The organism is Enterobacter sp. R-1.6.2 (genome assembly GCF_035064085.1).
Classification (GTDB): Bacteria; Pseudomonadota; Gammaproteobacteria; order Enterobacterales; family Enterobacteriaceae; genus Enterobacter; species Enterobacter asburiae_B.
Window position 1 is genome coordinate 51,157 of record NZ_JASEYI010000025.1, and the last position, 20,149, is coordinate 71,305.

The 20,149-nt window shown below is 37.4% G+C and carries 22 protein-coding genes; 5 read left to right on the plus strand and 17 right to left on the minus strand.

Translation table 11 applies throughout. The annotated features are described in order from the left end of the window. Positions 1–7 precede the first annotated feature (7 nt). A complete protein-coding gene (locus QMN93_RS21415; RefSeq protein ID WP_100280109.1) occupies positions 8–2,968 on the plus strand; it encodes a type III restriction-modification system endonuclease in 2,961 nt (986 codons plus the stop codon). A 157-nt stretch (positions 2,969–3,125) separates the two neighbouring features. On the opposite strand, the gene pilV is transcribed toward QMN93_RS21415, so the two are convergent. Then, the gene (gene pilV / locus QMN93_RS21420) at positions 3,126–4,529 is read right to left on the minus strand and encodes a shufflon system plasmid conjugative transfer pilus tip adhesin PilV (protein ID WP_071992631.1); all 1,404 of its coding nucleotides are present in this window, start codon (positions 4,527–4,529) and stop codon (positions 3,126–3,128) included. Positions 4,530–4,711: 182 nt separating this feature from the next. Between pilV and QMN93_RS21425 the strand changes: the two genes are divergently transcribed. Next, positions 4,712–5,110 carry an H-NS family nucleoid-associated regulatory protein gene (locus QMN93_RS21425; RefSeq protein WP_100280108.1) on the plus strand — a complete coding sequence of 133 codons (399 nt, stop codon included), beginning with the start codon at positions 4,712–4,714 and terminating at the stop codon, positions 5,108–5,110. Positions 5,111–5,237: 127 nt separating this feature from the next. Here QMN93_RS21425 and QMN93_RS21430 read toward each other — a convergent pair whose 3' ends face one another. The 3 genes from QMN93_RS21430 to QMN93_RS21440 form a co-directional block, all read right to left on the minus strand. Beyond that, the gene (locus tag QMN93_RS21430) at positions 5,238–5,591 is read right to left on the minus strand and encodes a conjugal transfer protein TraD (RefSeq protein ID WP_071681943.1); all 354 of its coding nucleotides are present in this window, start codon (positions 5,589–5,591) and stop codon (positions 5,238–5,240) included. After that, positions 5,591–5,839: a hypothetical protein gene (locus QMN93_RS21435; RefSeq protein WP_048221720.1), complete on the minus strand. Its 249-nt coding sequence runs from the start codon at positions 5,837–5,839 to the stop codon at positions 5,591–5,593. The genes QMN93_RS21430 and QMN93_RS21435 overlap by 1 nt, the downstream gene beginning before the upstream one ends. A gap of 202 nt (positions 5,840–6,041) precedes the next feature. Continuing rightward, positions 6,042–6,374 (minus strand): DUF3892 domain-containing protein, encoded by a 333-nt coding sequence (locus tag QMN93_RS21440; RefSeq protein WP_223229567.1) that lies wholly within the window; start codon positions 6,372–6,374, stop codon positions 6,042–6,044. A gap of 680 nt (positions 6,375–7,054) precedes the next feature. On the opposite strand from QMN93_RS21440, the gene mobQ reads away from it, so the two are divergent. Continuing rightward, the gene (gene mobQ / locus QMN93_RS21445) at positions 7,055–8,467 is read left to right on the plus strand and encodes a MobQ family relaxase (protein WP_100280107.1); all 1,413 of its coding nucleotides are present in this window, start codon (positions 7,055–7,057) and stop codon (positions 8,465–8,467) included. Between the two features lie 54 nt (positions 8,468–8,521). Here mobQ and QMN93_RS21450 read toward each other — a convergent pair whose 3' ends face one another. The 6 genes from QMN93_RS21450 to QMN93_RS21475 all read right to left on the minus strand — a co-directional run bounded on the left by QMN93_RS21450 (position 8,522) and on the right by QMN93_RS21475 (position 14,721). Continuing rightward, positions 8,522–10,702 (minus strand): DEAD/DEAH box helicase, encoded by a 2,181-nt coding sequence (locus QMN93_RS21450; protein WP_100280106.1) that lies wholly within the window; start codon positions 10,700–10,702, stop codon positions 8,522–8,524. Between the two features lie 3 nt (positions 10,703–10,705). Next, on the minus strand, positions 10,706–11,641 hold the full coding sequence (locus QMN93_RS21455; protein WP_100280105.1) for a DUF1837 domain-containing protein: 936 nt from the start codon (positions 11,639–11,641) through the stop codon (positions 10,706–10,708). Between the two features lie 434 nt (positions 11,642–12,075). Beyond that, positions 12,076–12,732, minus strand: coding sequence for a hypothetical protein (locus tag QMN93_RS21460; protein ID WP_100280104.1), 657 nt, complete (start codon positions 12,730–12,732; stop codon positions 12,076–12,078). 14 nt (positions 12,733–12,746) lie between these two features. Continuing rightward, positions 12,747–13,301, minus strand: a complete 555-nt coding sequence (locus QMN93_RS21465; protein ID WP_100280103.1) for a lipoprotein — start codon at positions 13,299–13,301, stop codon at positions 12,747–12,749. Positions 13,302–13,316: 15 nt separating this feature from the next. Then, positions 13,317–13,883, minus strand: coding sequence for a hypothetical protein (locus QMN93_RS21470; RefSeq protein WP_100280102.1), 567 nt, complete (start codon positions 13,881–13,883; stop codon positions 13,317–13,319). Positions 13,884–14,388: 505 nt separating this feature from the next. Next, on the minus strand, positions 14,389–14,721 hold the full coding sequence (locus QMN93_RS21475; RefSeq protein WP_020239715.1) for a hypothetical protein: 333 nt from the start codon (positions 14,719–14,721) through the stop codon (positions 14,389–14,391). An 881-nt stretch (positions 14,722–15,602) separates the two neighbouring features. Here QMN93_RS21475 and QMN93_RS21480 point away from each other — a divergent pair. Both QMN93_RS21480 and QMN93_RS21485 read left to right on the plus strand, forming a co-directional pair. Continuing rightward, complete coding sequence (locus QMN93_RS21480) at positions 15,603–16,337, plus strand: DNA-binding protein (RefSeq protein WP_100280101.1); 735 nt, start codon at positions 15,603–15,605, stop codon at positions 16,335–16,337. A 146-nt stretch (positions 16,338–16,483) separates the two neighbouring features. Next, on the plus strand, positions 16,484–16,966 hold the full coding sequence (locus QMN93_RS21485) for a DUF4756 family protein (RefSeq protein WP_100280100.1): 483 nt from the start codon (positions 16,484–16,486) through the stop codon (positions 16,964–16,966). A gap of 78 nt (positions 16,967–17,044) precedes the next feature. Here QMN93_RS21485 and QMN93_RS21490 read toward each other — a convergent pair whose 3' ends face one another. From QMN93_RS21490 to QMN93_RS21520, 7 genes are all read right to left on the minus strand, one after another. Further along, positions 17,045–17,365: a hypothetical protein gene (locus QMN93_RS21490; protein WP_157843595.1), complete on the minus strand. Its 321-nt coding sequence runs from the start codon at positions 17,363–17,365 to the stop codon at positions 17,045–17,047. 58 nt (positions 17,366–17,423) lie between these two features. Further along, positions 17,424–18,173: an EcsC family protein gene (locus QMN93_RS21495; protein WP_100280099.1), complete on the minus strand. Its 750-nt coding sequence runs from the start codon at positions 18,171–18,173 to the stop codon at positions 17,424–17,426. Between the two features lie 98 nt (positions 18,174–18,271). Beyond that, a complete protein-coding gene (locus tag QMN93_RS21500) occupies positions 18,272–18,514 on the minus strand; it encodes a DNA-binding protein (protein ID WP_100280098.1) in 243 nt (80 codons plus the stop codon). Between the two features lie 62 nt (positions 18,515–18,576). Continuing rightward, complete coding sequence (locus tag QMN93_RS21505; protein WP_100280097.1) at positions 18,577–18,942, minus strand: hypothetical protein; 366 nt, start codon at positions 18,940–18,942, stop codon at positions 18,577–18,579. 54 nt (positions 18,943–18,996) lie between these two features. Beyond that, on the minus strand, positions 18,997–19,233 hold the full coding sequence (locus tag QMN93_RS21510; RefSeq protein ID WP_100280096.1) for a hypothetical protein: 237 nt from the start codon (positions 19,231–19,233) through the stop codon (positions 18,997–18,999). Between the two features lie 50 nt (positions 19,234–19,283). Beyond that, a complete protein-coding gene (locus tag QMN93_RS21515) occupies positions 19,284–19,580 on the minus strand; it encodes a hypothetical protein (RefSeq protein WP_016243654.1) in 297 nt (98 codons plus the stop codon). 85 nt (positions 19,581–19,665) lie between these two features. Then, the gene (locus tag QMN93_RS21520) at positions 19,666–20,052 is read right to left on the minus strand and encodes a hypothetical protein (RefSeq protein WP_323630730.1); all 387 of its coding nucleotides are present in this window, start codon (positions 20,050–20,052) and stop codon (positions 19,666–19,668) included. Positions 20,053–20,149: the final 97 nt, after the last annotated feature.

Sequence of the window (20,149 nt, forward strand, 5' to 3'; positions counted from 1 at the left end):
GAATGAGATGAAACTACATTTTGAATCTGACCTTACCTATCAGCAAAACGCCATAACTTCGGTCTGTGATTTGTTTGTGGGACAGGAGAAGTGGGAGAGCGAAATGACTGTGCTGGCCCCAGCTCAGGGTGCTCTCTCATTTGAAGGCGCAACAGGTTCAATGCCTGTAAATCCACAAATACCCGAAGATGATGTTCTGCTAAAAAACTTAAACAATGTTCAGTTGAAAAATCAGCTTCCTCCCTCACCTATGCTCGACAGCCATGATTTTACTGTCGAGATGGAAACAGGGACAGGTAAAACGTATGTTTATCTTCGCACCATGCTTGAGTTGAACAAACGCTACGGCATGAGTAAATTTATTATTGTTGTTCCTTCCGTTGCCATCAAGGAAGGCGTGTATAAAACACTACAAATCACTGAAGAGCATTTCAAAAGCCTTTATGCGGGAGTTCCATACGAATATTATCTGTATGACTCAGCAAAACCTGCGGATGTGAGAAATTTTGCAACCAGCTCTGTTATGCAGATCATGGTAATGACGGTTGGTGCAATTAACAAAAAAGACGTTAATAAGCTCTATCAGTCCAGTGAAAAAACGACCGTTGACGATATGGATAAGCCAATCGATCTGATACGTGCTACACGTCCAATTATTATTGTAGACGAACCGCAAAGTGTTGATGGTGGTTTAAACGGTGCGGGTAAAACCGCACTTGATGCAATGCATCCCATGTTCACCTTACGCTATTCAGCGACACATGTGCATAAACATCATATGGTCTATCGTCTCGATGCCATTGATGCTTACAATCAGAAGCTGGTCAAACAGATCGAAGTTGCCGGGCTTGAAGTCCAGAATGCAAGCAACAGCCCCTATGTAAAACTGGTCAGTATTAACAGTAAGAAGAATAACATTAACGCGACTGTTATTGTTGATTTAGCCGATAAAAAAGGGATTGTGAATCGTTCCGAGATTAACGTATATGACGGTATGACACTTGATGACGAAACAGGACGTGATATTTATCAGGGTTACCGGATAAGCGAGATCAGAACAGGCAAAGAGGGTTATCTTACACTGGAAACGCCTTCTAATACATATTATATGAAAGTAGGTGATGTCGTAGGTGATATTGACCCTATGCTCATCCAGCGTCATATGATTAGACGTACAATCCGTGAACATCTGGATAAAGAACTGCGTCTCAACAATCAGCAAATCAAGGTCCTTACTCTGTTTTTCATTGATAAGGTTGATTTCTACCGCCAGTTCAATGAAGAAGGACAGCGTGATCCGGGGGAATATGCTCGTATTTTTGAAGAAGAATACCTCAAAGCCATTAAAAGCCCTGCATATAAAGATTTGATCCCTTCTCACCCAGAACATGCGAAAGACGTTCATGATGGTTATTTCTCCATCGATAAAAAAGGTGCATGGGCTGAAACAAGCGAAAGCAATAATGCAGGTCGCGAAAATGCGGAGCGTGGTTATAACCTTATCATGAAAAATAAAGAGAAGCTTTTAAGTTTCTCGAATCCGGTGAGATTTATTTTTTCACACTCTGCTTTGAAAGAAGGGTGGGATAACCCCAATGTATTCCAGATCTGTAGCCTCCGAGAGATGGGAAGTGAACGAGAACGTCGTCAAACATTAGGCCGTGGTCTTCGCCTGTGTGTTAACCAAGAGGGTGAACGTGTTCGTGATGACAGCATTAACATTCTGACTGTCGTTGCCAGTGAAAATTATGAAGCCTATGCCGAACGACTACAGAGCGAAATTGAGAACGAAACAGGCATCCGTTTTGGTATCATCGAAAAAGATGCGTTTGCCCATCTGATCTTCTCTGATTCCTCACAAGTTGTGGGTATCGCCGGTTCACATGAGATTTGGTCTGAACTACAGACCGAAGGTTATCTGGAAAAATCGGGGAAAATCACAAAAGCCCTGAAAGAAGTGTTATTCGAAGACACTTTTGTTGTTAGTGAGAAGTATGCCTCACTACAGGAACAAATTGAAACTATCCTGCGTAAATCAGCAGGGCGACTCAATATAAACAATGCTGATGAGCGCAAAACAATCAAATACCGGAAAGAAGTCTTAAACAGCCCGGAATTCGAAGCGTTATGGCAGCGAATTTGTCAAAAAACACTGTACCGACTGGCATTTGACGAAAACGAATTGATTAAATCCTGTACGAAATCACTTTCTGAAATGCAGCCTGTAGCAAAAGCGATGGTCAGTTTCAGCAAAGCAACAATCAAACAAAGCCAGTCAGGTCTTGATGTTAAGGCACAGTCTAATGGGACAACAAGCGCTGTTATTGATGTTGCTGAACAACCGCTGCCAGATATTCTTGGTGTTCTACAGGAAAAAACCGGACTGACAAGACGCAGTTTAAGCACCATCCTGAAAGAAAGTGGAAGACTCGTTGATTTTGCTAAAAACCCACAGCAGTTTATCAGTGAAGCTATAAGTCGAATCAACTATTGCAAACGCCTGTCAATTGTTGACGGTATTAAATATTATCCACTAAAAGGAGAGGTGTATGCGCAAAGTCTCTTTATTGATAAAGAGCTAACAGGATATGCCCGTAATCTTTTCGAAACCTCATTTAAGTGCGTTTACGAATATGTTCCTAAAGATTCTGAAGTCGAAAGCCGTTTCGCTCAGGAACTCGAAGAACAGGATGAAGTTAAGCTTTATGTAAAGCTTCCCGGTTGGTTTAAAATCCCGACACCACTAGGAACTTACAATCCTGACTGGGCTTTGGTTATTGAAGACAATGGTGAAGACCATATTTACTTTGTTGTTGAGACAAAAAGTAAACACGTTGGTCTTGGTAATGAAGAAGATGCGAAAATAACTTGTGGCAATGCGCATTTTATGTCACTCAAAGATCAGTTGATTAATCCTGCTAGATACATGCGCTCTACCAATCTAAATGAGGTTGTGAGCAGCATATAAAAGAAGGGGGCCAAGCGGCCCTTTCTTTTTATTTTTTGAATTAAACCAACTCGATTTCCGTGCCCTTACCCGCAGATAGTAGTGAGTGATTATTTCATGCTCAGGTCGAGACCTGTTATCAAAACTCTTTCAATTATAGTAAGTAAGAGTTAATCTCTTAATTTACAATTCTTATTGCAAAACATCTAACATTGTCCACTGAACAATTATTCCCGTCCTCAGTACAAGCATCAGACCCACTTGCGACCCAACCTTGTGCTGCCATTCCATTACTATTAATGTTGGATTGACAAATATCTCCATAATTACTACCACTAGAAACTAAAAATTGAGTTCTCTCAATTCTTGCAGAACTACTTTTCCACACACCATTAACACAAGATAAAATAGCCCCTTCTGGCGTTCTTCCCTGTAATCCATTAGGAGAACATCCCCATCCTACATTCGCTTGTCCATTTATATAAATAAATTCACCAGCATTTACTCTGCCATTAGCATCAATATTTCCTGTTGATTTTATATATCCACCATAGAAACCAGCGGATGTTTGGACATTTTTACCGCCATACGCATTTATTGTAGCTGTATCTCCCATATTCCAACCACCACCATACTTTTGGAAATAAATTCCTCCATCTCCTAATGTTCTAAACCAGTTTTGAGTATAGGTTTCAGAACGAGACGTTACAGTTGCGCCTGATAGGGTTTTGTTAGAATTTAAGTTCCCATTGACTTGTCCGTTTCCTGATACATTAAGATCAGAGGCCAATGTAGTAACTCCTGCTACGTTTAATGTTGCTCCAACGGTAGCAGTATTAGTTTCTAATATTCCTGTTGTTGTCGTTCCTGCTGCTGTTATATCCTGAGCATTATAGACACTTTGACCACCCATGTTAAGGTTTCCTGTCATTGGCAGTGTTCCATCTCGTCTTAAATAAACAGAATATAATGCACTATTAAACCCAACACGGAAAGCCAACTGTCCAGCGGAGGTAATATTATTGAAATTAGCAGAGGTTTCAGACCATTGACCACCATAACCGAAAGCATTTGATGTTGTTCTTGTCATGCCACTGTCAATACCCGCTTCCTGCATAGCTTTACCTAATAAATCGTAGCGAAGTTTTCCGCTTTCACTCCAAGGTAAAGTTGTTGTGATTAAGCCATTAACCACATAGTTAGGAGTAGCTCCTGAACGTTTTAACATTATCTTATAAGAAGATTTCTGGGCATTTACCCCGGTATATGATACTGGCAATAACCCTTCATTAATGAGTGTCTGATAAGTGATTTCACAACCTGAACCATTACAGGTACGGGGACCCGGATCGCTTGACTGACTACTGCTTGACGTCAGCGTAGAAAGCTTGTCATATCTGATATTGATATAGCCATTTACCGCCTCACCTATCTGCTTCATCTGTTGACCAACAGCCTTAGCCATAACATTTTCTTGTTCAGTTTTCATATCCTGAAAACGCATAAAAGCCATCATACTACCAACACCCAGCACCAAAATGAGTTCAAGTAATGAGAACCCTTTTTTATTTTGTTTTTTCATTTTCATCGTCCTTTTTGTTTCACGTACATATCAATTAACAAAAATAAAAAAGAGGTCAAGGTTGGTTAAGATATAATCCATAAAAAAGACTTAACAATAAATTTTAGGCGGGGTAATTTTATCCATTATCGTCTTTTGTATGTTATCCTGCTCATGACCTTAAACATTCAGGATAAAAGATAATGACTGACGCTATTAAAACACTTAATAACATCCGAACCCTTCGCGCACAGGCACGAGAAACAGATCTGGCTACTTTAGAAGAGATGCTGGAAAAATTAACTGCTATTGTTGAAGAGCGACGCCAAGAAGAATCACTTGCACTGCAACAAAATGCTGAACGTCAGGCCAAAATTGAAGCGCTTCGTGCACAACTGCTTGAAGATGGTATTGACCCATCAGAGCTGCTGGCTAATCCTAAATCTTCCCGTCCGGCTGCTGTTCGTGCTCCTCGTCCTGCTAAATACAAATACATTGATGAAAATGGTGATGAAAAGACATGGACAGGTCAGGGTCGTACACCAAAAGCGATTGCTGCTTCACTGGAAGGTGGTAAAACTTTGGAAGATTTCGCCATCTGAAATGGGGTGTGATTTATTGCCACGGAAGGCAGTAAAAATTGACTACCGCGCCCTCTGAGGCTTGGTCAACAGCTCCCCAGCCTAAAACAAGTTTTAAGCCGGAGAGCTGTTCGGACGTGAAATGATTTTATGGTCTGAATTTTTTGAGAACTCTTTCAATATAGATTTGTCCATTTACTTTATACTGTTCGATATCGTGTGTATGTAAAGATGGAACTTCTAACAACATTCCAAAGAGTAATTGTTTATCTACCTCATTTATATCACAGTTTAAAACCTTGGCAACCTCTGCACCGAGAATTATTTTTTGCCGTGTATTTTCTTTTTTGCTGTCTCTTTTTTCTTTGGCTTTAAGGTAATTTAATTTATTTTGCGCTCCAGCAATTTTCTGCTCAAGTGTTTTCTTTATTTCAGCCCTACTTCTATCAACCACAAAGGTTTTACCTGTTAGGTATGTATTTTGTATTTTATCATCACTCATTATTTACCCCACTGATTTCTATGATTATAAGGGACATTACTTCTGAACTCATCATCTGAAAGTGCACGCTTAATTGATTTAATCCGAGATCGGAACTGTTGTTTTTCCTGTTTCTTTTTAAACTCAACTCTCACTTTTGTGATTATCTTTTCTGCTTCACTATACGCTTTTTCCAGATCCGTATAGATTCCATTATCAAGTAATCGCTTTGCCTCAAGATCGATAGCTTCATCGTTATTTTTATACATAAAACCTCCTTGTCTTTATTTCCTTAACACCAATTAGCATAATTAACGAATTAATCAATAGTATAGGAAGAATATTTTAATTATATATCTCCAAGTCTTTTAATTAACTTTCAAATTATCTCTATAGCTAACTATATTTAGAAGTGACAATGGTAAGCGTGGTAAATAGTAATAAAGGGCCAATAGGCCCTTTATTTAACACTCATGCGCACTCAGGAAGACTCAAAAGGTTATTAGGTTGTTCGCCATCATTTTGTGTTTTCAAGTATTTGTTACCAGAAGCGCTAACAGCAACAATCACCCACACTGAGTGTCCTCCTGCATTAACATAAAATCTCCATTTCCCAGATTCTATTCCGCTTATAGCCTCTTGCTGTGTGAGCTTCCATCTGGTGCCATCAGCATTCTTACCGCCAATATGAGTTATCCTTTCATGAGCACTCTGGCGATTGCTTTTATTGATACATAACACTTGATGTTCGGACATTTTATCCTCGTTATAATTGCTGTATGTAATTAATAAACTGATCATCATTCCCAATGCATCAAACTGCTTTAAGAAATGATGCAGACTGAGTTTAGGCCATATCCTCACGATTTCCAGTCAACAAGAACCTGAATCGCGCACTTTGTAATTTATGCAACACAAGTGATAGCAACTACTAACTTAAAATATCTGATACTCTCCGCGTTACTTATTTTTGTTTATATATGATTTTCATTTCACCTTTCGGTTTTTCACCCTAGTTTTTAAACCTCACCTGTTAATTATATAACGGAGAAGTCATCTCTAAATTTAACTATTTTATTTATGTTTTAGTTTTTCCCGCCTTACGGCGGGATAAATTAACACTCTTTTTGTCCTTCGGACGCTATCAAAACCCCATTTATGTAATATCGTGGAACACTTCGCCCTTTCATCCAGATTGCGCCGCTTAATTCGGCGGTTTGTTTTACAGCCATTCATATATTTAGTATTAATTAATAAAGGAAAGCCTTATACATTGCCTTATTTTTGAGCCATTTATGGCGATAAAAAATAAAGCAATGCCCACTTACGCATTATCGCTTCGCTCTAATGCCGTGGGGTCTACCGACGGTTGCCTGCCGCAGGCTAAAACTGTTTCCTTCGGAAACAAAATCAAGGTCAACGTCAACCCCAGCGTTTTCCTTACGTAAAACGAAAAGCAGCATTTGGCATTGAGGAATATTTGGATGGCGATATACAGTTTTAAAATGGAGAACATCAGCAGAGGCGAAGGTCAGTCTTCGGTTGACTCTGCTGCATATCGTCACCGTAAAGTTTTCTTCGATAACAGAACGGGTGAAGTTTGTGGCCGCAAAACAGCACATAAAAAGGACCTTGCCTTTGCGCAGATTTTTGCACCTGAACATACCCCTCCTGCCCTAATTGTTGACAGTGAAACACTCTGGAACGCTGTTGAGGCTTCAGAGAAGAGAAAAGATGCGCGTCTTGCCAAAGAGTTTAAAATTGCCCTCCCCGCCGATCTAACACCAGAACAGAACATTGAACTGACTACAGCTTTTGTTCTTGAGCACTTTACCCAGCAAGGCATCATTGCTGATGTTGTTATCCACGATATCAATGGTCATAACCCGCATATCCATATCATGGGAACAACCCGTGAGGTTCTTTCTACCGGCTTTGGTAAAAAAGTCCGTGAGTGGGATAAGCCTGAAATGCTTGATAGCTGGCGTAAGGGCTGGCAGGAAATCTGTAATGGCTTCCTTGAGCTGTATGGTCACGATGAACGCATTGATCACCGTTCTATCAAGGTTCAGTATGAGGAAGCCCTTGAACAGGCTACCGCTGCCACTACAAACGAAGAGAAAGCAATCTGGCTGGCTAAAGCTATTGAAACGAACCGCGATCCAATACTTCATATCCCTCGTGATCGCTGGGGCACTGTAGCCGCTCAGGAACAACGTGCTGCAGAGCAAGCCATACGTGATGAGCAGAAAAAAGAAGCTGTTGAAGCCTACTTTGCCTTTAAGGATTTACCATTAGACATCGTTGTTGATGTTGCCAGCTTTAGGGTTCATGCACTGGCTGAACCGGAAGAAATTGTTATCCCTGATATCACAGGGAGAGCTTCATCTACCGGCTCGCAGAAACCTGTTCTGGTTGCTCCTGCGGCTCATACACGCACTACACTGAAAACCCCATTTTCTTCAACTGCCAGAGCACCCAAACGCGCTCCTGTTAAAGTTAAGAGGAAGAAAGTTGAACCTCGTCAGAGCGGTGTGTTCAAGCGCTTCACACTGTTGGTAGTAGATTATATAAGAGAGAAATTCGTCTGGGCCAAGAAGAAGCCAGCTCCTGTTTCAGTCGATGCTGAACACGATAAGCGTATAGCCGAAAACTATGTCTTCGATGAGGTTCAAGGTATCTATGTGCCACGTACAGAGTATGAAAGACGTACCAGATTTAACAGTGACAGTTATAGTCCAACCAAAGAGGAGGTCAAGCGCTTCCCAAGCAGACCATGCAAAGTAGCAGAACTGAAGAACGAGCTGGACTACGTACCCAAACTAACATACACCGAAACAGTGAGTGTGCCAAAGCTAAGACCATCGCTTCCGTCAGGACAGAAGAATAATATTTGATACATAGCAAACAGAAAGACTAATCTTCTTGTTAACTAAGATAGCACCTTTATATTAAAGCATTTTTTTTATAATGTTTTTTTCATAACCCATTAACTCATTGTAATCATACAACCTTTTATTTGATATCAACTGAACAACTTCCTCATCCGCTAGATGATCAGGTATGAATTTCGCAATTTTTTGTATTGCTGATTTAGGAACACCATACTCTATAAGGATATTTAAATGTTCTGGTATAAAATCATTTTCTATTATCGATGAATAATAAAGGTAATTCCCCGGAACTAGACCTAGAAGTTGACAGGCATATGACTGCAATTCATTTAAGACAGATAACAATTTTGGTAGTTTATATTGAAACCAATGACGCAAGATATAGAAAGAATCCTTAATAGATTCATCAATTATTTTTGTAATTTTTTCATCATTTACTTTTTCCGTCTTACCTAAGTTATAAGTATAGATATTTCTGACTAACTCTAGTATGTTTTGAGATAAACCATAATCAAAAGTAACTTTAGTTAACCTTTTAGCGGACATTTGATTATTTTTCTCATGGTCTTTCAATAAAAATGCCCAGCACATGTTAATACAAAACTCTAACTGCTCATATTTTGGTGTAGAAGTCCAAGCAACTAACTTGTAATTATGTCGTATGCTGGACTTTAAATAGTCAAGAAGCCTTTTTTGTCCACGGATGTTTATAGCGTTGTTTTTAAATAAAACTCTTTCATCGAAAGATAATGATGATATGAAATCATACTCACTTGAATTTTTATTTTTTATCTCATGTTCGTCAAGATTTATTAAAATTTCCGCATTAATCGGATTTTGTTCGAAAAATGGTATATCAATATAGATCACCTCTTTTTTGGGAGGGGGATTAAAGTTAAATATATTTCCTGAATAGTGCTCCATCAATCGTCCCGCTCTACCTTTAATATTCGAATAATCAAAGTAGTCAATGCTCAAATCTTTGCCTTTTTTTTCATCAAAATAGACTACGTTTTTAGCGCTAGTATTTACCCCCTCAATAATAGTTGAAGTACAAAAAAGAACCTTTATCAAGCCATCATTAAAATAATCTATTATAGATGAAGTAATATGCCTAGGAAGTGCTCCATCATGAAACGCCACACCATGTTTTAATGAGTCAATTAACGACCATCTTTTAGATATGTTTTCCTCGATCCATTCTATTAATGGAGGGTTATGGGTTTGCTCTCCAGATTTATTTATTTTAATGAAATCAGCAAACTCCCTTGAGAGTCTTCTCGCTTTACTCGGTGAGGCACAATAAACAATTGTTTGTTCATTACAACGTCCGAAAATTAATTTAAATAAAATATTCTCTTTAAACCTTGCCTTATTTCCGCGAGAACCAAATAAATTAGCATAATCTTTGTATATATTAAATTCATTACACCTAACCAAGCTATATTGGCTTTGGTAAAAAACAGCATTATATTTATCAGCAAATCCGGGAGTTATGCCATCAATATTTGGCCCCAAAAAATAAAATTTTGGCGTGCTGTTTTTAAAAATCTTGATAAATGCATTATTTAAAGATTGATGTCTTTCATCATCCCTCTTAGAGCTAAGCTTATAAAATTCATCAATAATTAGGTAATCTATTTTAGGAAGATCTTTATACTCATTTACTCGCTCAGATGTCAGCAGAAAAATATTACCTTTTCCTTCGGAACAAAACTCCTGACTTGTTCTTACAATTAACTTATAGTCATTGTGATATTTTGAAATTTTTTTCCTCGTCTCATCGAGTAAAGCTAGAGTTGGCTGAATAATAATGATATTTTTATATTTCTTAGATGCAACTATTTCCTCTATCAGGAGACTCTTCCCAAAACTTGTAGGAGCACTTGCGATAACATTTTTTTCTGAATTGATTAGATCAATCAAATATTTTTGTTCGTCATGAAATACTTTATCTATAATGTTTATTGATCTGTTGTTTTCAAACCTTATTTTTTGCGATGAAGAGGATAATGATAAATCATTTTTTATGATATAAGGGTAAAAGCCAGCTGACTCAACTAAATCTGCTAAAATAGCATCTAACATTCGCGAATAATCATTCTTTTTTTCTAAAATCTTTATTAATTCATCTCTCCCCTGATTCTCATCTGATATTAGTAATCTAGCACACTTTTGATACTCACTAAAAGTATACTCGAATAGTTCATCAATTCCATTCCTATTATCATCATTCATATATTAATCGCCAATCTGCTGAATCAATGATAGTTTTTGATGTAACTTTTTCACCAACTCTATCTTATTACTCACAGGAAAAAGCATAAGAATAACATTTAAATGATTTTTTAATGGGTGTTTGAAATTTTCATCAAAATGTTTTTTTAGCATAAGTATTTTATTTTTATAATAGGCAGAAAAATCCGGAGACTTTTCATCATCATATTTTAAAAATGAATCACAGCTATATGTACATAGCAGTGGTATATTAATTTTGGTAAGCTTATCTGATAACTTTCCCCCCGCAGAAAGTACATCAATCCAATATTCTAAATCAGGGGAAGTTTGCACATGTCGTATTTTTTTTGTTATCAAACTGAATTCGGCATTCAAATAATCAGCTTTAAAATGTTCCTCAACATCGTTAATCAAATCATTAACACCTCTTTTAGGATCAAGGTATAATTTAGATTCACCTAGCCAGAGGGTTTTATTTACTGGATCTATATGCACAGCATCGAAGCCGTGTACGGTATGTCCGATAGAGTCTTTAAAATAAATTTTGGAAAGAAGCGGGATTGTATTATGGAAATCTCTCAAAATTAGATGAAGAATAAGCTCACCAAATTCACCTCGCTTAAGGTATTTATTAGCAACATCATCAGTTAAGTCACCTGAATTTAGATAAATATCTTTAACCTTCTGATATTCATCAATTTTATAAATAGATCGAGCTGCATCTACTATTTTAGTTAATGTTTGAGTGTTATCTGTTTGCTCTCCTTCGTGAACCCCATAAGCAAACTCATGTAGGGCCGATAAGATCTTCATGACCAATGGATCCATTCGGTAGTATGATATACCTTCATCATTAATATCAAAACCTACCAAGTAACTACATAAAGCTTGATCTCTCACTCTTTCTTCGATTACTTCAAGCGCTCTGAATGGTCCCATTATTTGCCCATGTTATTTATTGCATAGAAATAATTTCACTCATTAACTTCTTTAACCTTTTGAATAGTATAACTAAAAAACCGCCATGCAAACACTGTTTATTTTTACAGCAAAATACAGCGTGGGTTTTACTATAAAACTATAACAACATGATTTTCAATGGGGTTTTTCATGTGAAAATTTAAAGATCTGGAGCGTTTAGAATCGAATATTTCCACAGAGAGTATGTTGCAGCTCAAGAAGTTCGAAAACCCAAGTCCTGTTAAAAGCAACATCCACCAGATATTGCCGAGCTAAACCGCCGCGTTATCATAACAACTGGAATAGAAACAATGGATTGGTTCGCAGTGCTACAAAATATCATTATCCATATGTCGCGATACGAAACTTCAAAGCCGATGAAAATCGGCTTTATCAAAATAAAACTTCTTTTATCAATCTTCTCTTTCTTTTTTCTCAAGAGCATCCCGATAACGCTGTTGCTCAACAATGCTTAGATTGGGATCAGATAGAACACTCCGCCCCTTCACAGCAATATCGTAATCAATTTGGGATTGTGTTTCATATTCTTTGTTCGGTTTAAAATAATCAGGTCGCGGTGCAGATGACGACGCAGAATAACCAGAATATGTTTTACTCCCAGCACAACCAAGATAAGCCAACAGAAAGGCAAACAGAAAGAACAACGTCCACACCGTATTGTATCCATTAACTGTGTAGCCACTGCCATTCACACTGGAAAACACACCATGAAATCTTATGGCGTAGGCAATCAGAAATGATGACAGGATAACAGCCCGACTTTTCCCAACGGTTAAATGCTTACGCATGAATTTCACCGTTGGAAGCAGTGTGGCCAAAAGTAGCCCGATAGAAACAACGACCAGCCATACAGGAAACAGCCCGTATTTTTGCGTGGTGTTCTGCGATAGCGTCAAAAGGGACAGCACCAAGAAAGCATTAAGCAGAAACAGTCTGACAGCCATCGATACCTTCACGTCCTTTTGTGTCTTCCTCAGAAACAAAACTGGGGCCAGTGATGGTATGTTTATCAGCAGTCCCATGAAAATCACCCAATAGATAGAGTTCATAGCTTTTCCTGTAATTACCTTGCGGCCCAGCCGTTATTGGTTTTCACCAGAACAATTTTGGCTTCTTCCGGTTCAGACATCCCTTTCACGCCAGAGAAGGCATTTTTATCAACCCAGCCCGGCACGCCATCCAGTTTCCACGTATAGGTCACTTGCGTCATTTTAACGCCATTTCCCTCACCCGGTTCAGTCCAGTTTTTAACCTCAGCAACTGCCCGATGACCAACACAGACACCATCTTTACGATCCCAGAACTCAACCTCTTGGCCTTTATCTGTTACTTCCAGAACATCAACACTACTGAAACCATTAGCTTGTTGAGAAACATCAAGCAGTCCCTGATTAGCCAGACCTTTTAAGATTTCATCACTGGCACTGTATCCGGCAGAACGGTAGCTACGGTTAACCTTAATCGGAAAACCTTTGTTGAATACAATGTCGTTGTCCTGCAGGGAGTAGCACAGCTTTGATTGTGATATTTTTGCGTTGATCGCTTTTTCAAAATCGCCTTTTTCACCGCATCCCGATACAAGAGCAGCAAGACCCGCCACGAGTAAAAATTTACGCATAGTGTTATCCCAGAGTTAATGGTTGATTGTGCCGTTTCTCAGAACAACAAGACGAACTGGCATATCGGCGTTGTTGACGGTAGCGAACCCACGGACTTCGAAATTGTTTATCGTTCCGGTAACGCTGACTTTCTGGCCTTTCTTGTAAGTAAGAACGGCATCATCAATACCAGAGTAGTAATCCAGCCAGACCATCGCGCCGCAGTAGCTGGTATCAGAGGTTTTAAATAAAAGGTAATAGTTAGGGGCTGACTTAGGCATTCCCGTCATCATATCGCTGGCACTTCTGCCCTTCGTAACCTCGAGAACAGTGGCATTGGTGATAGAGATCCTTTTGCCAGTCCATTTCTTTTCTGCTGCCATTGCATTTTCTTCATAGTCTTTGCAAACAGCACCAAGACCAGAAACAGATGATACCGGGCCAATGCTTTGAGGTGTGGCAGTTCCCCCCAGTGCTTTGTTTACTGATGACAACGAAGAATTGATTGCTCCATTAACTGTATTCACGCCATCGTTGAGTTGCTGGCATCCTGTCAGTGCGGCAGCAGACAGCACCAGTGGCATCACTATCCGTAATTTCATATCTATCCCCAATGTGTGGAAACTTTATGTCAAAGACAGCCCTACCCATAGGTTGGTCTCTCTGGGCTGTAAAAAAGCATTAATCAATTGATAGGATTCAATTTATTTTTCTGTTCGTCATATCGTTTGTATCGATCGAATTCAAATCATTTGATAGTTTAAAACTATCATATATCTATAATCGATCGATATAAACAATTAAAACACCGATCAATTGACGCTAATTTGATAGTTAAAATCTATCAAATGCAGTTTATTGATCTTTTATATCGATCAATAAGACGTGTAATGTACACGAAGAGCCATGTCAGTAGCTGTTTGCACATGGATGGAGATAGAAAGGTATAGGTCGGAACAGATAATACCCTGTCGACCATTACGCAGACAGGGATTGTTAGATCTCAGGTAATGTAGCTATCTTCAGATATGGTGTTGTAAAAACCTGTATGCAACGCATGTTTTAATATACTGTTTCATATGGAATGGTAGCTACCATTCAGATTTTTCAATCATCTTCCAAAGCACTCACACCACTTGCCGGGAAATTGGTTTTCATATTATTCGATATCTTCGGAACTAAGGACTCTATTGTTTCTTCGCTAACTTGGCTGAGTTCAGAAATCAATCTTCTGTATGTATTAATCATTCGTTCCTGATCAAACTCATTTGCTGATTCTGATAAGAAGAAATAGCCATAATCTTTGACATGGATATTATCACCACTTTCCAAAGTGAGTTTTATTCCTTGTTCATTTTCTTCAACATCTTTAACAATACAAGTCATAAATGGTATTTTTTTATTTGTATGAAAGAGCGTAATAATCTTAATGTTGTTCATCCTTTATTTTCCTTCTTTTTTTATTATTTAATACCATATCGAATCGGTAAAAATCAAATTTAACTCATTTAATAAACGTTCTACCTGTTTTTATTATTCTTTTGAAAAGATATTTATCTTATGAGCTAACGCTCATGTGCTGACGCACGGCTACGCCCTAACGCTGTAAAATATATTTAACGATTTGACAATGGTATTTGCTATGTTTTAGGGGAAAGCCAAAAGGATCAACATCTATTCTTTTATTCATGATTAAATATTTTAGATCCTATATTTCATAACAGTATTAGCACTAAAAAATATAGTATTTGCTCTTAAACGCATAGGAAAACTATATTCATAGAAGCAGCACTTAGTGATTGTTCAAAACAATCACATTGCTGAAACAGGGTTCATCCCTGTTAATGATGGATTTATCAATGAAGAATTGCGGCGACAGCCGCCAATAAAATAAAGGTAAGCAATTGCAGTATTCCTGAAACATCAGCAGCGCTGCGTGATTGTATGAAACAATCACTTCGCTGAAAATACACCCCAAGAAAACCATATGTTTTTACGTAAAACGCTCTGCACATAAGATAAAAGGAAAACTAGACTCTCTTAACTTCTTACTAATTATTTAATTATAAGCACTATCCCAGCCCAATAAAATCGGGGCTTCACACCTTTTTTTCCTATGTTTAAACATAGCAGACACCTATGTTTAAACATAGAACCCTCCTATGTTTAAACATAGCGGAATCTATGTTTAAACATAGTTTTTTTAACATATAGCAACATCATAATAATAAAAGTTCTATTTTATTTATAGTTTAACTATTGACTTTCATTTTTCTGCATAGTATTAAATAGGCATAATAAGAACTATAAGAGAGAATAATATGAATACTAATGACACTGAACTACTTCGCTTATTTGAAACATTAACCACAGAGCAAAAGATTGATATCGCAAGACACTTGCTACAAAACAAAGATATAAAATCAACCACCGTTATTGCAACAGAAGAAGATAAAGCGATCTCATTTGCACAGCCTTATGTTTTTGCTTTTACTTCAAACTTTCGTGTTTTTTCTGATCTGGATATATCTAAGAATGAATTCCGCGTGTTGACTTATATCTTAGAATATATGGAGTTTGGAAACCTAATCAACCTCTCACAGTCATCACTCTGTAAAGCGTTGAATATCGCATCCGGTAATATGTCAAACATATTCAAAAAGCTAAAACAAAAAGGTATTCTCGTTGAACATCATGGACACCTGTATATCAACTCTAATATTTTTGCCAAGGGTATGAGTCATCAACTTGATGAAAAACGTAAAGAGCATTTGAGTAATGCAAAAAGCCTCAATGCTGATATTGAACAATATCCAGAGCATTATGCAGATCTTTCACAGAAAGAAAGACGAAACTTATCTTTGGAAACTGAAAATAAAGAGATCTACACAGATGCCTTTGTTTTTAGCAAGAAGAAGAAAAATAATGCTGTTCCTAATGCTAAAAACAGTGTCCAGATCGATAAGCCGCGAAAGGTATATAAAAGAACAAAAGAAAATGAAGCGGCAAGAAAAGACGTAGCTGATATCGACATCTATTTAAAAGCTGCATCCTAAAACAGGACAACAATAATGGAAAAAACATACTTGATAGTTTTTATTCTACAAAAGTAAAAAAAAATATTTAACCCTTTCCTTAATTTGACACCTTCTCTATACACCTTAATATATAAATATATCCACTATTTATTAACGAGGTATATATGAGAAAAGTACAATTAGACAACACTGATTTATTAGCTTATTTTAATACGATTGAAGAACTCAAAAATCATCCATCAATGGATGAATATAGAGCAGGATATAGTAAGCTACGTGATGATGATGATACATTTGCATATGAAATAAAAAAATATAGGTCTGCACATACCACACTGCGCAGGCTTGATAAGAAAAGACAATCTCTTTTGGATAGCTTTATTAGTGAGCTTAATCCTATAAGTTACTCAGCAGCTAACACCGCTGCTAAATCATCAGGAAACTTTGATTTAATTAATGAACGAATACTTTACAGAAAAGCCATTGAAGAAAAAAGTGATACAGAAATCATTGCTCTGGTGATAAAACAACGCACAGAGGCCGCTCTTGAATTCCAGCGCTCTGTTGAGCAGAGTCTGGAACAGCTTTCTTCTATCTCATCAGATTTTGAGTCCTCAAATAAAAAAAGAAGAAAATTGTCTTTTTAAATGCATCAGTTCTGCATTAATCTGGCATTTACCAAGTATGAACTTAATATATGCCAGAGGAATAACAGTGTAATTTATCTACGCTTGCCTTTTGGATTTTATTTGAGAGAACGTTATCAACGTTTGGCAAAATGCAACTACATCACCCATTGTTCTCAGTGAATGTAATGCAGGTCCCCAATCCGCAGGCTCTCCCTCATAGTGGTGCACTTGTAGCCATCCGCCATCTTGTGCCGACGGATGTGTTGAATGTCTAATTTGAAATGCGATACCGTGCTTTTCTCTAGCAAAGTAAACATCAAAAACTGCATTTTGAGGATTACCAGATACCTGATACTCATATTCCGAACCTACAGCTCTTATTAATTTTTTTGCTAAATCTCGGTCTAAAGATTTCATTTCACGACCTATTTAGAATAGTTAAAAGCCAGAACTGAAAATTATCACCATACAAACATCATTCAGGTATTTTTTCTTCAATGAAAATATTACGGGATATATTCCCAATAGTATTGGTGGATACACTATCAAATGTAGCACCAACGACACCACCAACTAGTGGTATTGCTTTACCAAGATTAATAGCACCTTTTTGCCCAAACTTAGTTATAAGCCTAAATCCTACCGCTTTATTTATAGCTTTTATTGTTTCACCAGAAATATTTTTAATTAAGGTATTTGTCATTTTTGTACTAATTGTTATACCTATATTTTTCACTATATCCTTCGCAGTATTTCCGGTTAAACAAGTATATACAAGTGTCTTAACACGGTCATCTTTTAAATCATACCCGCCCATATGTGCAATTGCTGCGATCATACGAACTTGTATAAATATGACGCTTGAAATGTTAGCTGGAATGGCCACCGGGAGCGTTATTATTCCACCAAGGCCGGTGATAAAGCCTGATGTTCCCGCTTTTGTATTTTGCCATCGTATTAGCGCATTAACCTTATCAACAAGTTCTCCATCACCATTCAAATATGGTGCAGCAAGCTCTTGCGCCGAATCCAAACCTACAACACCATTACAGGCTTTATCATAGGCCCAGTCCAGTACCTGCATGACTTTTGATTCAGTGATTTCACCATCCTCACTTTGGGCGGTGTCTTTTTTTGCAAGAACTTTCTTACCGATGCTGCCTAATGCCCCAAAAGCTGCCGTTGCACCTGAAAATTTACCTGATTTTTTATCGTCAGAATCCATAATGACCTCAGAAAAGATAATATTCAGGATAAGTATCGGCAATCACAGATAAAACTTTAGTATTAAAAATCAAACACACACGATCTTGTTAATTGTCATTAACCTATAAGATCCTCCGGTGATACACGATCACGCCCCATTTTCTCAAGCAACTGTTGTAATCTCTTGGCTCTCAATTTCTGAGCCTTTTTCTCACCAATCTCCTGATAGTATTCTTCCCGGCGTTCCGCGACAACTTGGCGGAACTTCTTCAAAAGCTGTTCCAGTGTTTTCATATCTGTCGTCGCAGCTTCAGCTTGGATTTTTTTATACATATACATAACATGGAATTCATCAATCATATTGGTTATCTCCAGTTCATTACAGGATTATTTCCCTACACACGAGGGAATATTGCCATTTTTCAATACTGATTCACAGTCATTTTTAACTTCCAGTAAATACGCCCCTCAGCATCATCCGGTTTTATGTTTTTCAGTACAAGTTCAATGATATGCTCTTTATGCCAGTATAAAATCGTTTCCTTTAACTCATCCATGTTGATCTCAGATACATCTTTACCTCTTCCACTTTTAACATAGTCTTCGACTTCACAGGTAATCAACACATCATAAAGTATCTCTGATAACATTTCCCCTGTTAAAATATTCATGGCTGTTTCAGGCTGTTTTTCAGAGATGCTATAGATCGTTTCGCAATATCCCTGTAATACATTTGTGATAAGATTCACTACCATTTTGTTACTTTCATTTAAAATAATCTCTTTCATACTGATTCCTTTTATTAAGTTAAATATTAGATAAATATTGAGAAGGTATTAATACTATTTATTAGATACTATTTTGATGATTACCGAACCATATTCCAGATCCATCTCATCATACAGTGTCTCATTTACATAACGATTTAAATCATCTAACAAGGTCTTATCATTCATGATTTCTTCGACAGAGCTACCTCTTAATGCGATAAATATATCCAAGCTCTCTTGGATAAGGTTCATCACTTTAGGTGTTTTTTCACATAACATACTTACGATTACTGTCATATCATTATTCATCTGTTTTTCCTTTTGTTTATAGTTAGCCCCTTCCGGGGCAAGATTAGTTCTTACTTTCTAAAGTTTTCTGAATACCCTACCAGTAAGGCTGCTACTTGTTCAAAGTTGACCTGATTAATATCACCACAGTTTCCTTCTTGCGTGGTAAATCTCTCAAAGTTATTCTGAATATGGTCAATCACATAAATAATAAATGGACTCATAAAATCCGGATCATCCAGATAGTCATTGGCATCTCCATCACCATTCACTTCCATGAACAGATTCCAGCTTGCTGTAAACGATCTACAAGCAAGATCATAAAACAGTTCTGTTGATTTATTTTCAATAACAGTTTCTTTAGACATACTTATATCCTCATAATTAAATGCTTATTTTATTCATTTCGTTTTATATTAGCCCCTTGCGGGGCCGAATAGATGACGACAGCGATTATGTATATAAAATATAGTGACTCATCACATGATGTATCTGCCTCAGGTTGACAAGCACTTCATCAAAATATACGTTTTTAATCGATGCTTTATATTTATGTTTTTTCAAGAACTCATTAAAATCTTTCTTACCATTCTCTATTATTGATTTTAAAACACCCTCCATATAACCATCGTCTTCAAGGTTATGATAGAATCTTTCCCCCATATACTCATGCATACATCGCAAATAGTAGTCATAGTCTTCCCCGCTTTTCAGAACAAAGTATTTTGTATCATCATTGCTAACATTTATTTCTATTTTTTGCACTTTCATTTTCGCTTCCTCTTTTATGTTATTTATTATTTTTGCGTGAATCTGAAATAGTATTTTCAATCCAAGCATCAATCTCACTTTCCACAAAGGGGCTTTGTTGAATAAATCGAACTTTTGCTGAGTTGAAGGATCAGATCACGTATCTTCCCGACAACGCAGACCGTTC

Excerpts from the sequence above, each read along its gene's own strand:
- QMN93_RS21500 (WP_100280098.1), bottom strand. The coding sequence starts at position 18,514 with ATGATTGATGAATTCCATGTTATGTATATGTATAAAAAAATCCAAGCT.
- mobQ (WP_100280107.1), top strand. The coding sequence starts at position 7,055 with ATGGCGATATACAGTTTTAAAATGGAGAACATCAGCAGAGGCGAAGGT.
- QMN93_RS21475 (WP_020239715.1), bottom strand. The coding sequence starts at position 14,721 with ATGAACAACATTAAGATTATTACGCTCTTTCATACAAATAAAAAAATA.
- QMN93_RS21465 (WP_100280103.1), bottom strand. The coding sequence starts at position 13,301 with ATGCGTAAATTTTTACTCGTGGCGGGTCTTGCTGCTCTTGTATCGGGA.
- QMN93_RS21455 (WP_100280105.1), bottom strand. The coding sequence starts at position 11,641 with ATGGGACCATTCAGAGCGCTTGAAGTAATCGAAGAAAGAGTGAGAGAT.
- QMN93_RS21435 (WP_048221720.1), bottom strand. The coding sequence starts at position 5,839 with ATGTATAAAAATAACGATGAAGCTATCGATCTTGAGGCAAAGCGATTA.
- pilV (WP_071992631.1), bottom strand. The coding sequence starts at position 4,529 with ATGAAAAAACAAAATAAAAAAGGGTTCTCATTACTTGAACTCATTTTG.
- QMN93_RS21480 (WP_100280101.1), top strand. The coding sequence starts at position 15,603 with ATGAATACTAATGACACTGAACTACTTCGCTTATTTGAAACATTAACC.
- QMN93_RS21425 (WP_100280108.1), top strand. The coding sequence starts at position 4,712 with ATGACTGACGCTATTAAAACACTTAATAACATCCGAACCCTTCGCGCA.
- QMN93_RS21520 (WP_323630730.1), bottom strand. The coding sequence starts at position 20,052 with ATGCTTGGATTGAAAATACTATTTCAGATTCACGCAAAAATAATAAAT.
- QMN93_RS21485 (WP_100280100.1), top strand. The coding sequence starts at position 16,484 with ATGAGAAAAGTACAATTAGACAACACTGATTTATTAGCTTATTTTAAT.
- QMN93_RS21505 (WP_100280097.1), bottom strand. The coding sequence starts at position 18,942 with ATGAAAGAGATTATTTTAAATGAAAGTAACAAAATGGTAGTGAATCTT.
- QMN93_RS21440 (WP_223229567.1), bottom strand. The coding sequence starts at position 6,374 with ATGATGATCAGTTTATTAATTACATACAGCAATTATAACGAGGATAAA.
- QMN93_RS21415 (WP_100280109.1), top strand. The coding sequence starts at position 8 with ATGAAACTACATTTTGAATCTGACCTTACCTATCAGCAAAACGCCATA.
- QMN93_RS21510 (WP_100280096.1), bottom strand. The coding sequence starts at position 19,233 with ATGAATAATGATATGACAGTAATCGTAAGTATGTTATGTGAAAAAACA.
- QMN93_RS21495 (WP_100280099.1), bottom strand. The coding sequence starts at position 18,173 with ATGGATTCTGACGATAAAAAATCAGGTAAATTTTCAGGTGCAACGGCA.
- QMN93_RS21490 (WP_157843595.1), bottom strand. The coding sequence starts at position 17,365 with ATGAAATCTTTAGACCGAGATTTAGCAAAAAAATTAATAAGAGCTGTA.
- QMN93_RS21515 (WP_016243654.1), bottom strand. The coding sequence starts at position 19,580 with ATGTCTAAAGAAACTGTTATTGAAAATAAATCAACAGAACTGTTTTAT.
- QMN93_RS21460 (WP_100280104.1), bottom strand. The coding sequence starts at position 12,732 with ATGAACTCTATCTATTGGGTGATTTTCATGGGACTGCTGATAAACATA.
- QMN93_RS21430 (WP_071681943.1), bottom strand. The coding sequence starts at position 5,591 with ATGAGTGATGATAAAATACAAAATACATACCTAACAGGTAAAACCTTT.
- QMN93_RS21470 (WP_100280102.1), bottom strand. The coding sequence starts at position 13,883 with ATGAAATTACGGATAGTGATGCCACTGGTGCTGTCTGCTGCCGCACTG.
- QMN93_RS21450 (WP_100280106.1), bottom strand. The coding sequence starts at position 10,702 with ATGAATGATGATAATAGGAATGGAATTGATGAACTATTCGAGTATACT.